Origin of the sequence: Enterobacter cloacae complex sp. P13B (assembly GCF_014895915.1) — a bacterium.
GTDB lineage: Bacteria > Pseudomonadota > Gammaproteobacteria > Enterobacterales > Enterobacteriaceae > Enterobacter > Enterobacter bugandensis.
Map to the genome: position 1 here is coordinate 1 of NZ_JADBQN010000047.1, position 12,160 is coordinate 12,160.

Genomic DNA, 12,160 nt, shown 5'->3' on the forward strand with positions numbered 1-12,160 from the left:
CCACGAGCTTTTTCTTCTGGCGCGTTATCGATCTGGTCGAATGCACGAGCAGAACCACCGTAGGTTTTAGCCAGAACGGTAGTGATTGCAGCGGTCAGGGTAGTTTTACCATGGTCAACGTGGCCGATAGTACCAACGTTGACGTGCGGTTTTGTACGTTCAAATTTTTCTTTAGACACGGCTATATTCCTTACTATAGTGCTCTCCCCTCTGGAGAGAGCACGGGACTTAGGTTTTAATCCTGTGGATTACTTACCACGGGCTTCAATAACGGCCTGAGCAACGTTGTTAGGCGCATCATCATACTTCAGGAATTCCATGGTGTATGATGCACGACCTTTGGTCAGAGAACGCAGCTGAGTTGCATATCCGAACATTTCAGACAGCGGAACTTCAGCGTGGATCTTAACGCCAGTTACTTCGGATTCCTGACCACGCAGCATACCGCGACGACGGCTCAAGTCACCGATAACGTCACCGGTGTTCTCTTCAGGAGTTTCTACTTCAACCTTCATGATTGGCTCAAGCAGAACTGGTTTTGCTTTCTTAAAGCCTTCTTTAAAGGCAATAGACGCAGCCAGTTTAAACGCCAGTTCAGAGGAGTCAACGTCGTGGTAAGAACCGAAGTGCAGACGGATACCCATGTCAACAACCGGATAGCCAGCCAGAGGGCCCGCTTTCAGCTGTTCCTGGATGCCTTTATCAACGGCTGGGATGTATTCGCCAGGAATTACACCACCTTTGATGTCGTTGATGAACTCGTAACCTTTCGGGTTAGAGCCCGGCTCCAGTGGGTACATGTCGATCACAACGTGACCGTACTGACCGCGACCACCAGACTGCTTAGCGTGTTTACCTTCAACATCGGTAACTTTCGCGCGAATCGCTTCGCGGTAAGCAACCTGAGGTTTACCCACGTTCGCTTCAACGTTGAATTCACGCTTCATACGGTCAACGATGATGTCCAGGTGCAGTTCACCCATACCAGCGATGATGGTCTGGTTAGATTCTTCATCAGTCCATACGCGGAATGATGGGTCTTCTTTCGCCAGACGGCCCAGAGCCAGACCCATTTTTTCCTGGTCAGCTTTGGTTTTTGGTTCAACCGCGATGGAGATTACCGGCTCAGGGAATTCCATACGCTCCAGAATGATCGGGTGATCCGGGTCACACAGGGTGTCACCAGTGGTCACGTCTTTCAGACCGATAGCTGCAGCGATGTCGCCCGCACGAACTTCTTTGATCTCTTCACGTTTGTTAGCGTGCATCTGTACGATACGGCCAAAACGTTCACGCGCCGCTTTCACGGAGTTCAGGATGGTATCACCAGAGTTAACCACACCAGAGTAAACGCGGAAGAAGGTCAGGTTACCCACGAATGGGTCGGTAGCAATTTTGAACGCCAGTGCAGAGAACGGCTCGTCATCACTTGCGTGACGCTCAGCCGGAGTATCTTTACCGTCGTCCAGGATGCCGTTGATCGCAGGAACGTCAACCGGGGATGGCAGGTAGTCAACTACCGCATCCAGCATCGCCTGAACACCTTTGTTCTTGAACGCAGAACCACAGGTTACCAGGATGATTTCGTTGTTCAGAACGCGCTGACGCAGAGCTTTTTTGATCTCTTCTTCAGACAGTTCTTCACCACCCAGGTATTTCTCCATCAGCTCTTCAGAAGCTTCAGCAGCGGATTCGATCAGGTTCTGGTGCCATTCGTCAGCCAGGTCCTGCATCTCAGCCGGGATATCTTCGTATTCGAAGGTAACGCCCTGGTCTGCATCGTTCCAGTTGATGGCTTTCATTTTCACCAGGTCGATAACGCCGGTGAAGCCTTCTTCAGCACCAATTGCCAGCTGCAGCGGAACAGGGTTCGCGCCCAGACGGGTTTTGATCTGGCCAACAACTTTCAGGAAGTTAGCACCCATACGGTCCATTTTGTTAACGAACGCGATGCGTGGAACTTTATATTTGTTCGCCTGACGCCATACGGTTTCAGACTGTGGCTGAACACCACCAACTGCGCAATAAACCATTACCGCGCCGTCAAGAACACGCATGGAACGTTCTACTTCGATGGTGAAGTCAACGTGGCCCGGGGTGTCGATGATGTTTACGCGATGCGGTTCGTACTGCTTAGCCATACCTGACCAGAATGCAGTAGTCGCTGCGGAGGTGATGGTAATACCACGCTCCTGCTCCTGTTCCATCCAGTCCATGGTGGCTGCGCCGTCATGAACTTCACCGATTTTATGGTTTACACCGGTGTAGAACAGAATACGTTCGGTAGTAGTGGTCTTACCGGCGTCGATGTGCGCACTGATACCGATGTTACGGTAGCGTGCGATGGGTGTTGTACGAGCCATTTGATTCCTCGTTTGTTTCTTTAGGCGTTCAGTTAAGTTACCCAGAGCGGGCAGCTTCTCTGAAGCGCCCGCCTGGTGACTAATACTCCGAAGGGATTACCAACGGTAGTGTGCGAACGCCTTGTTGGCTTCTGCCATACGGTGAACGTCTTCACGTTTCTTAACTGCAGTACCTTTGTTTTCTGCAGCATCAGAAAGTTCGTTCGCCAGACGCAGAGCCATGGATTTATCACCGCGTTTACGAGCAGCTTCAACGATCCAACGCATTGCCAGGGCATTACGACGAACCGGACGAACTTCAACTGGAACCTGATAAGTAGAACCACCAACGCGGCGGGACTTAACTTCTACAGTTGGGCGAACGTTGTCGAGAGCGACTTCGAAAGCTTCCAGTTCATTTTTACCAGAACGCTGAGCCAGGGTCTCCAGCGCGCTGTATACGATTGCTTCTGCAGTAGATTTTTTACCATCTACCATCAGGATATTTACAAATTTTGCCAGCAGTTCTGATCCGAACTTCGGATCTGGAAGAATTTTACGCTGACCAATGACGCGACGACGTGGCATGGGAATACTCCGTTGTTAATTCAGGATTGTCCAAAACTCTACGAGTTTAGTTTGACATTAAGATAAATCAGTTTGGCCTTACTTAACGGAGAACCATTAAGCCTTAGGACGCTTCACGCCGTACTTGGAGCGAGCCTGCTTACGGTCTTTAACACCTGAGCAGTCCAGCGCACCACGAACGGTGTGGTAACGAACACCCGGAAGGTCTTTAACACGACCGCCACGGATCAGGATCACGGAGTGCTCCTGCAGGTTGTGACCTTCACCACCGATGTAGGAAGTCACTTCGAAACCGTTAGTCAAACGCACACGGCATACTTTACGCAGTGCGGAGTTTGGTTTTTTAGGAGTGGTGGTATATACACGAGTACATACGCCACGTTTCTGCGGGCAGGCTTCCAGCGCAGGCACGTTGCTTTTTGCAACTTTGCGTGCACGTGGTTTGCGTACCAGCTGGTTAACTGTTGCCATTAAATAGCTCCTGGTTTTAGCTTTTGCTTCGTAAACACGTAATAAAACGACCTCATACAATATGAGGACGCGAAATTTTAGGGCTACGTCGAAAAGGTGTCAAGAAATATACAGCGATCTCAAATCACCAGTTCATTTGACTGGCGTGCGTCACAGTAAGATTGACGAAATCAGTATAGCCAACCACGTCAATTTTGGCTGAAATTTGACCAGAAAGACCCCGCGCATCCAGATCGTCTTTCAGCGCAGAGACCGTTATGGGGGCGTTCGTGAGAATTTCAACGAAACGTCCACCTTCAAGTGCAGCGAGCACGCCATCCTGAATCAGCAGCAGATCGTCACCTTCGCGCAGCATGCTCAACAGCGTGTCGATATCACATTGCCATGGTGAATGGCTGAGAATATGGAGCATGGAAGCCTCAGAAAGTCAGAATGGTGTCGTAGTGGGATAGTTGTTCACGCAGTGCTGCGGCAGGTAAGGTCGTCACATCCAGCACAAAAGGCGTCTTATCGCTTAAACCGCGCGCCGTTAAAGAGTCGGCACAGACATAGCAGGTTTCGATATCGTAAAGCGGCAGCACTTTGAAGGTGGCGATGTAGTCGCGCGCCAGAATGGCCTGCGGCTGTTGGCCGGCCAGAAGCTGAAGCACGCCGTCCCCCAGAAAGAAGACACCGATATCTTCTGTTAACGCCGATGTTGCAAGCAGCGCATCCAGGCCTTCGCGGCCAGAGGTGCTGCCATGCGGCGCAGAAGTAAAAACAAATGCCACACGCTTCATCAGAATTGCACCACTCTGTCGCAGGTTAACGCCGCCTGAGCCAATGCGCCCAGACCACTCAACGAAAAACCAGGCTGCAGGTTAGCGCCTGAAAACCCCAGGCGCTCGGCTTCGGCTGCATCCGTCACGCCGCGACGCAGCGCCGCCGCCACGCAGATATGCAGCTCAACGCCCTGCTTTTCATTTAACGCCTGCCAGGCGCGGACCAGATCAAACTCGTCGCTCGCCGGCGACGTAAACTGGTTCGCGTTATACACCCCTTCCCGATAGAAGAAGACGCTCGCCAGTTCGTGTCCGGCCGCCAGCAGCGCATGCGCAAACTGCAGCGCGCTGCTGGCCTGTTGAGTCCCATACGCCGGGCCCGTCACCATTAATGCAAAACGCATTACTTATCTTGCCCCACGAAATCGCCGCTTTTGAACTGACGGATGTAGAGGTAAACCGTATGCTTGGAGATGTTCAGACGATCGGCCACCTGGTTGATGGCATCTTTAATGTCGAAAATCCCTTTCTCGTAGAGGTTGAGTACGATCTGGCGATTCTTGGCGTTGTTCGATACGTTGCGGTCAGCATTGACCTCTTCAATGGTGAACTCAAGCGTCTGCGTGACGAGATCTTCAACGGAGGAGGCAAAGTTAACAGAAGAGCCAACGTCTGGCGTTTCTGGCGGAATAAAGGTGCTCATGATCTGCGAGAATGGCACATCAAGGTTCATGTTGATGCACAGCAGCCCAATCACACGATGCTCGCGATTTCGAATCGCGATGGTTTCTGATTTCATCAGCACGCCGCTTTTGGCGCGGGTGAAATAACATTTTGAGACGCTGCTGTCCGCGCCGGTCATGTCATGCAACATACGCAATGCAAGGTCGGTAATTGGCGAACCAATTTTACGGCCGGTATGCTCACCATTAGCAATGCGGATGGCGGAACACTTCAGATCTTGCAGGGAGTGCAATACGATTTCGCAGTGGGAACCAATGAGCATCGCTAACCCGTCCACTACCGCTTCATAGGATTTCAGAATATCGAAGTCGGTCTGGTCAAAAGGACGTTGATCCAGCAAATCAAGTTCACTGGTTTCGTTGGTTAAAAGCGACCTGGACATGAAAAAAACACTCCTTTTCAGGAGCCTGTCGTTAGGTTTTCAGGGCAGGCTCATTATCTACACGGACAACTAAATTAATACAGCGTGCCTAACGCTTTCCAGTGTTAATTATATCTGCCCCACAATAAAAAACCGCCGCCTTAAAAGGCGGCGGTTTGCATCACATTACTTCTTAGCGTCTGTCGCAGCTTTCTGATCTGCCTGCGCTTCCGGTTTCGCATCCGCTTTCGGCGCTGGTTTGATGTCCAGCAGCTCTACGTCGAAGACCAGCGTGGAGTTAGCCGGGATACCCGGAACGCCAGTTTTGCCATAGGCCAGATCCGGTGGGATAACCAGCTTGATTTTGCCGCCTTTTTTGATGTTTTTCAGGCCTTCAGTCCAGCCTGGGATCACACCGTCAAGACGGAAGGAAAGAGGTTCACCACGGGTGTAAGAGTTATCGAACTCTTTACCGTCGATCAGCGTACCTTTGTAGTTCACCACAACGGTGTCGCTGTCTTTAGGCGCATCACCGGTACCTTCTTTCTCAACTTTGTACACCAGACCAGTAGAAGAGGTTTTCACACCCTTCTCTTTAGCAAAGGTGTCGCGGTAGGCTTTGCCTTTCGCTTCGTTGTCTTTAGCGTCCGCTTCCATCTTGGTCTGAGCGGCACCCTTCACGCGCGCTTCGAACGCCTGCAGAGTCTGTTCGATTTCCTGGTCAGACAGTTTGCTCTTATCAGCAAAGGCGTCCTGAACACCCGCGATCAGCTGGGCTTTGTCCAGTTTGATGCCCAGTTTCTCTTGTTCTTTCAGAGAGTTTTCCATGTAGCGGCCCAGAGATGCGCCCAGTGCGTAGGCGGATTTCTGGTCGTCATTTTTGAACGCCGCTTTGCTGTCTGCAGTGGCAGCAGGCTTCGCAGCAGTATCAGCAGCGAATGACAGCGGCGCGTTCAGTGCAACAGCCATCGTCGTCGCCAGCAGCGTTACTTTAAACAGTGATTTCATCCATATCTCCAGGGCCTGGGGACTCTCACCCCAGCGTTAAACGTAAATGAGTGACGTACTATAAAACGTTGCGGAAGAAATCTACAGACAGACACTTCCAATTCTCGCCACTTTTCAGACTATTTTTGTTTAAATAAGTTTCTTGCCAACGGGATAGAGACTGCACTTAAGGATAAACTCAGTTAAACTGCGCCGCCGCTGGGCCAATATGGCGTATCAGATATAAACGAGGTGAATGATGAAGGACACAATGATAGAAGCGAGAATGGCTGAGCTGGAAAGCCGCCTGGCTTTTCAGGACATCACCATCGAAGAGCTTAACCAGACCGTGACCGCGCACGAACTCGAAATGGCGAAACTGCGGGATCATATGCGCCTGCTGACGGAAAAGCTGAAGGCGACGCAGCCGTCAAATATTGCCTCTCAGTCGGAAGAGACGCCACCACCTCATTATTGAGGCGTAAAAAAAGCGGGATTATCCCGCTTTTTTATTTTCCGCATGACGGAATTAGTGGCAACCGCAGCCGCCGTTGCCGCAACCACCTTTACCGTGGCCGTGGTCATGACCATGGTCGTGGCCGTGACCACCGCAGCAGCCGTCGTGGCCGTGATCGTGATCATGGTCGTGACCATGCGCACCGTGAACGTGGCCATGAGCCAGCTCTTCTTCGGTCGCTTCACGGATCGCAACAACTTCTACGTTGAACTTCAGGTTCTGGCCAGCCAGCATGTGGTTGCCGTCAACCACGACGTGGTCGTCTTCAACTTCAGTGATTTCAACAGGAACCGGACCCTGGTCAGTTTCAGCCAGGAAGCGCATGCCAACCTGCAGCTCGTCAACGCCCATGAACACGTCTTTAGGAACGCGCTGAACCAGGTTGTCGTCATACTGACCGTAAGCGTCGTTCGCGCCTACAGCAACGTCGAATTTATCGCCAACTTCATGACCTTCCAGCGCAGTTTCCAGGCCGGAAATCAGGGAACCGTGACCATGCAGGTAGTCCAGCGGCGCACTCACCGGAGACTCATCAACCAACACACCGTCTTCTGTACGTACCTGATAGGCCAGGCTGACCACCAGGTCTTTTGCTACTTTCATGATATCTCCTGAGCGTGGGAAAATTGCTGGCGCAGATTGTAGCGGAAATCTGCACCCGTGTACCCTTAAGCTTAAAAAAACTCAGAGCATATCGCTAGTCTGGATGAAAAATGCCGATCACTTGCTCTTCTTTGCGAACGTGATCGCGTGCTTCTTTGTCGGCCTCACGCATCTGGTGACCGCACTTAACGCACTCAACTATATCAATATTATTTTCGCGCCACATGGCCAGCGTGTCTTGAGCCTGGCAAGACGGGCACTTTGCACCCGCGATAAAGCGTTTACGTACAGCCATCTTTCGTTACCCTTTATTCAAATTCATCCCAGCCGTCGAGCTGGCGTCGTTCCTGTTGCATCTCTCGCTGAAAGATCTCCTCCAGCTCGCGCCGCGCTTCCCGCACGCGGGAGATCTGCGCCGTATCGCTATGTACAGGCATTAATTCGCGCAGCATGCGCATATCCAGCCGGCGGAAGTGCATCTGGGCGCGCTGCGCCTGGTGAGGATGCATCCCCAGGGAGATTAACGCCTTGCGCCCCAGTTCCAGCGCACTGGAGAACGTCTCACGGGAGAAGTGTTTCACACCTGCCTGCAACAATTCGTGAGCTTCAACACGCCCCCGGGCACGCGCCAGAATATTGAGGTGCGGGAAGTGCTGCTGACATAGCTCCACCAGCTTCATTGTATCTTCCGGATCGTTGCAGGTGATGACGATAGACTCCGCGGCTTCCGCCCCGGCCGAGCGCAGAAGCTCAAGCTGAGTGGCATCGCCGTAATAGACCTTGTAGCCATATTTGCGCATCAGGTTGACCGCGCTGATATCGCGCTCCAGCACCGTAATGCGCATTTTGTTCGCCATCAACAGGCGGCCAATCACCTGCCCGAAGCGGCCGAAGCCCACGACGATCACCTGCGGCTTATCGTCTTCTACCCACGGCGCTTCATCTTCATCGTCTGCCGGATTCAGGCGGCGCGACAGGAGTTTATCCACCATCTTCATCAGCAGAGGCGTGGTCATCATCGACAGCGTTACCGTCACCAGCAGCAGCGCCATCTGGTCATCTTTAAACAGCTTCTGGGAGGAGGCGGTGGAGAACAGCACAAACGCAAACTCGCCACCCTGGCTCAACACGCTGGCAAACTGCATGCGTTCCGAACTGCGCAACCCATAGATACGCGCCATGACGTACAGCACCAGCATTTTCACCGCCACCAGGATCGCAACACTCACCGCAACCCAGAGCAGATGGGTATAAAGCACGCCAAGATTGAGCGCCATTCCCACCGAAATAAAGAACAGGCCTAACAGCAGCCCTTTGAAGGGATCGATGGCAATTTCCAGTTCGTGCCGATATTCACTCTCCGCCAGCAGCACGCCGGCAATAAAGGTGCCCAGCGCCATCGACAGCCCCAGCGCGTCCATAAACAGCGCCGAGCCGAGCACCAGCAGCAGCGTCGCGGCGGTAAACACCTCGCGCACGCCCGAGGCGGCAATAAAGCGGAACACCGGACGTAACAGGAAACGTCCGCCAATCAGCATGCCCGCAAAGGCCAGCACCTTCATGGAAATTTTTGCCCAGTCGAAGTGATCGTCGCCCGAGCCTGCCAGCAGCGGCACCAGCGCCAGCGCCGGGATCACCGCTAAATCCTGGAACAGCAGCACCGAAAAGCCCAGCTGTCCGGCCTCATTGCGGTTCATCCCCTTGTCGCGCATCAGCTGCAGCGCCATCGCCGTCGACGACATTGCGAGACCAATCCCGCCAATCACCGCCGCCTGCCAGGAAAAGTTGGTCAGCATTAACAGGCCAGCCAGAATCGCGGCGCTAAACAGCACCTGCGCGGCGCCCACGCCAAAGATAGAGCGTCGAAGCTGCCACAGCTTCGAGGGGTTCAGTTCGAGGCCGATGATGAACATCAGGAACACCACGCCGAGCTCCGAGAAGTGGAGAATTTCATCCACGTCGCTGATGAAACCCAGTCCCCATGGGCCAATGGCGATCCCCGCGAGTAAATACCCCAGCACCGCCCCGATGCCGATACGGGCGGCAAGCGGCACCGCGACGACGGCGGCAAATAAAAACAGCACCCCGGCGAGGAGTAAATTCGATCCTTCCATTAACGACCTCCTGCCGGAATCGGTGATGCCAGCCATTCACCGTAGGCTCTGGCGTGGCTTGCCAGCGCTTTCGGGTCCTGACGCCGTGCCCAGTAAACAATAATCGGGCTCATCCAGTGCATGCGGCACATGGCCGCCGTCAGCTCGAATGGCCTCAGGATGTCGCTCATGGGATAGCGGTTCAGCCCGTCGTGACGGTAAGCGCTTTCGGGTTCACCGGTGGTGATCACGCTGCGCCAGTACTTTCCCGCCAGCTGGTTGCCCCCCACCCCGCTGGAAAAGCCCCGGCTCAGCACGCGGTCCAGCCACTCTTTCAGCAGCGCCGGACAGCTGTAGGTATAGAGCGGATGCTGAAATACAATCACGTCATGCTGACGCAGCAGTTCCTGCTCGTAAGGAATATCGATAAAAAAATCAGGATAGTGCGCGTAGAGATCGTGCACCGTGACGTTACTGAGCTGTGTGGCCGGCTTAAGCAGCACCCGGTTCGCCACCGAGTCCTGAGATTCCGGATGGGCATACAGCAGCAGCACTTTCGCTGTCTGAGACATCACTCCCCTCCCGGTTCTGTTTTTGTGTATTGTTGTCGTTTTGGGCTACCATGGCGGCCCGGTGGGGAAAATGGCCCACACCTTACATTATCATAATGACAAATTAACATAGTCGGAACATACGGCGCTTCTATGATTGTTTTCTCCTCGTTACAAATTCGTCGCGGCGTGCGCGTCCTGCTGGATAACGCCACTGCTACCATCAACCCGGGCCAGAAAGTGGGTCTGGTCGGCAAAAACGGCTGCGGTAAATCCACCCTGCTGGCGCTGCTGAAAAACGAGATTAGCGCGGATGGCGGTAACTTTACCTTCCCGGGGAACTGGCAGCTCGCGTGGGTAAACCAGGAGACGCCAGCCCTGAGCGAACCGGCACTCGACTATGTTATCGACGGCGATCGCGAGTACCGTAAGCTCGAAGCGGAACTTAACGCGGCCAACGAGCGCAACGACGGTCACGCCATCGCTACCGTTCACGGCAAGCTGGACGCCATCGACGCGTGGACCATTCGCTCCCGCGCCTCCAGCCTGCTGCACGGCCTGGGCTTCAGCAATGAACAGCTTGAACGCCCGGTAAGCGACTTCTCCGGCGGCTGGCGCATGCGCCTCAACCTGGCGCAGGCGCTGATCTGCCGCTCAGACCTGCTCCTGCTCGATGAACCGACCAACCACCTCGATCTCGATGCGGTTATTTGGCTCGAGAAGTGGCTCAAGAGCTATCAGGGCACTCTGATTCTCATCTCCCACGACCGCGACTTCCTCGACCCGGTGGTGGATAAAATCATTCATATCGAACAGCAAACCATGTTCGAGTACACCGGCAACTACAGCTCCTTTGAGCGCCAGCGCGCGACGCGCCTTGCCCAGCAGCAGTCGATGTATGAAAGCCAACAGCAGCGCGTGGCGCACCTGCAGAGCTTCGTGGATCGCTTCAAAGCTAAAGCGTCAAAAGCCAAGCAGGCCCAGAGCCGCATTAAAATGCTGGAACGCATGGAGATGATCGCCCCGGCACACGTGGATAACCCGTTCCACTTCAGCTTCCGCGCGCCGGAAAGCCTGCCGAACCCGCTTCTGAAGATGGAAAAGGTCAGCGCGGGTTATGGGGATCGCATCATCCTCGACTCTATCAAGCTTAACCTGGTGCCGGGTTCGCGCATTGGCCTGCTGGGGCGCAACGGCGCCGGTAAATCAACGTTAATTAAGCTGCTCGCGGGCGAGCTTAACCCAACCAGCGGTGAAATCGGCCTGGCGAAGGGCATTAAGCTTGGCTATTTCGCCCAGCATCAGCTGGAATTTTTACGCGCGGATGAATCCCCGATTCAGCATCTGGCGCGTCTTGCGCCGCAGGAGATGGAGCAGAAGCTGCGCGACTACCTCGGCGGCTTCGGCTTCCAGGGCGATAAGGTGACCGAAAACACCGAGCGTTTCTCCGGCGGCGAAAAAGCCCGTCTGGTGCTGGCGCTGATCGTCTGGCAGAGACCCAACCTGCTGCTGCTCGATGAACCGACCAACCACCTGGATCTCGACATGCGTCAGGCGCTGACCGAAGCGCTGATTGAGTTCGAAGGCGCACTGGTTGTCGTGTCGCACGATCGCCACCTGATCCGCTCCACCACCGACGATCTCTACCTGGTACACGGCGGCAAAGTCGAACCGTTCGACGGCGATCTTGAAGACTACCAGCAGTGGCTGACGGACGTACAAAAGCAGGAAAACCAGCCGGAAGAGTCAGCGAAAGACAACGTCAACAGCGCACAGTCGCGTAAAGACCAGAAGCGCCGCGAAGCGGAACTGCGCACCCAGACCCAGCCGCTGCGTAAAGAGATTGCCCGTCTTGAAAAAGAGATGGAAAAGCTCAACGCCACGCTTGCCGACGTCGAAGAGAAGCTGGGCGACAGCGACCTGTACGATCAGAGCCGTAAAGCGGAGCTAACGGATTGTCTGCAAACACAGGCGAAAGCCAAATCCAGCCTCGAAGAGTGCGAAATGGCATGGCTGGATGCCCAGGAACAGCTGGAAGCGATGCTGCAGGCAGACTGAATTTTTACCCCGTTGTGCGAACGGAATCTATCTCTGGTTCGGAAATCCAGGCTAAACGGGGTACAATTCGGAAGGTATAGTGAA

At 54.0% G+C, this 12,160-nt stretch carries 15 protein-coding genes; 2 read left to right on the forward strand and 13 right to left on the reverse strand.

The window, feature by feature from the left end; translation table 11 throughout:
* From IM273_RS18705 to fkpA, 9 genes are all read right to left on the reverse strand, one after another.
* On the reverse strand, positions 1 to 179 hold a 179-nt coding region (locus IM273_RS18705; protein WP_010287081.1), incomplete at its 3' end, for a GTP-binding protein.
* 69 nt (positions 180 to 248) lie between these two features.
* Positions 249 to 2,363, reverse strand: coding sequence for an elongation factor G (gene fusA, locus IM273_RS18710; RefSeq protein ID WP_028014637.1), 2,115 nt, complete (start codon positions 2,361 to 2,363; stop codon positions 249 to 251).
* Positions 2,364 to 2,459: 96 nt separating this feature from the next.
* Complete coding sequence (gene rpsG / locus IM273_RS18715) at positions 2,460 to 2,930, reverse strand: 30S ribosomal protein S7 (protein WP_003861706.1); 471 nt, start codon at positions 2,928 to 2,930, stop codon at positions 2,460 to 2,462.
* 96 nt (positions 2,931 to 3,026) lie between these two features.
* Positions 3,027 to 3,401 (reverse strand): 30S ribosomal protein S12, encoded by a 375-nt coding sequence (gene rpsL / locus IM273_RS18720; protein ID WP_000246815.1) that lies wholly within the window; start codon positions 3,399 to 3,401, stop codon positions 3,027 to 3,029.
* Positions 3,402 to 3,525: 124 nt separating this feature from the next.
* Entirely contained in the window at positions 3,526 to 3,813 is a 288-nt protein-coding gene (gene tusB, locus IM273_RS18725) for a sulfurtransferase complex subunit TusB (protein ID WP_041911943.1), read from the reverse strand.
* Between the two features lie 7 nt (positions 3,814 to 3,820).
* Positions 3,821 to 4,180, reverse strand: a complete 360-nt coding sequence (gene tusC, locus IM273_RS18730; protein ID WP_028014639.1) for a sulfurtransferase complex subunit TusC — start codon at positions 4,178 to 4,180, stop codon at positions 3,821 to 3,823.
* Positions 4,180 to 4,566 carry a sulfurtransferase complex subunit TusD gene (gene tusD / locus IM273_RS18735; RefSeq protein ID WP_063438500.1) on the reverse strand — a complete coding sequence of 129 codons (387 nt, stop codon included), beginning with the start codon at positions 4,564 to 4,566 and terminating at the stop codon, positions 4,180 to 4,182. Before tusD ends, tusC begins: the two co-directional genes overlap by 1 nt.
* Complete coding sequence (locus tag IM273_RS18740; RefSeq protein ID WP_014885489.1) at positions 4,566 to 5,288, reverse strand: transcriptional regulator; 723 nt, start codon at positions 5,286 to 5,288, stop codon at positions 4,566 to 4,568. The genes tusD and IM273_RS18740 overlap by 1 nt, the downstream gene beginning before the upstream one ends.
* 165 nt (positions 5,289 to 5,453) lie before the next feature.
* Positions 5,454 to 6,275, reverse strand: coding sequence for an FKBP-type peptidyl-prolyl cis-trans isomerase (fkpA, locus tag IM273_RS18745; protein WP_023331457.1), 822 nt, complete (start codon positions 6,273 to 6,275; stop codon positions 5,454 to 5,456).
* 238 nt (positions 6,276 to 6,513) lie between these two features.
* Between fkpA and IM273_RS18750 the strand changes: the two genes are divergently transcribed.
* The gene (locus tag IM273_RS18750) at positions 6,514 to 6,732 is read left to right on the forward strand and encodes a protein SlyX (protein ID WP_028014642.1); all 219 of its coding nucleotides are present in this window, start codon (positions 6,514 to 6,516) and stop codon (positions 6,730 to 6,732) included.
* Positions 6,733 to 6,783: 51 nt separating this feature from the next.
* Here IM273_RS18750 and slyD read toward each other — a convergent pair whose 3' ends face one another.
* The 4 genes from slyD to kefG form a co-directional block, all read right to left on the reverse strand.
* The gene (gene slyD / locus IM273_RS18755) at positions 6,784 to 7,374 is read right to left on the reverse strand and encodes a peptidylprolyl isomerase (protein ID WP_003861691.1); all 591 of its coding nucleotides are present in this window, start codon (positions 7,372 to 7,374) and stop codon (positions 6,784 to 6,786) included.
* Positions 7,375 to 7,468: 94 nt separating this feature from the next.
* On the reverse strand, positions 7,469 to 7,669 hold the full coding sequence (locus IM273_RS18760) for a YheV family putative zinc ribbon protein (protein WP_003861689.1): 201 nt from the start codon (positions 7,667 to 7,669) through the stop codon (positions 7,469 to 7,471).
* A gap of 13 nt (positions 7,670 to 7,682) precedes the next feature.
* Positions 7,683 to 9,488, reverse strand: a complete 1,806-nt coding sequence (gene kefB, locus IM273_RS18765) for a glutathione-regulated potassium-efflux system protein KefB (protein WP_028014643.1) — start codon at positions 9,486 to 9,488, stop codon at positions 7,683 to 7,685.
* Positions 9,488 to 10,039, reverse strand: coding sequence for a glutathione-regulated potassium-efflux system ancillary protein KefG (gene kefG / locus IM273_RS18770; protein WP_006812200.1), 552 nt, complete (start codon positions 10,037 to 10,039; stop codon positions 9,488 to 9,490). The genes kefB and kefG overlap by 1 nt, the downstream gene beginning before the upstream one ends.
* A 132-nt stretch (positions 10,040 to 10,171) precedes the next feature.
* Between kefG and IM273_RS18775 the strand changes: the two genes are divergently transcribed.
* Complete coding sequence (locus tag IM273_RS18775; RefSeq protein WP_193050624.1) at positions 10,172 to 12,076, forward strand: ABC transporter ATP-binding protein; 1,905 nt, start codon at positions 10,172 to 10,174, stop codon at positions 12,074 to 12,076.
* Positions 12,077 to 12,160 lie beyond the last annotated feature (84 nt).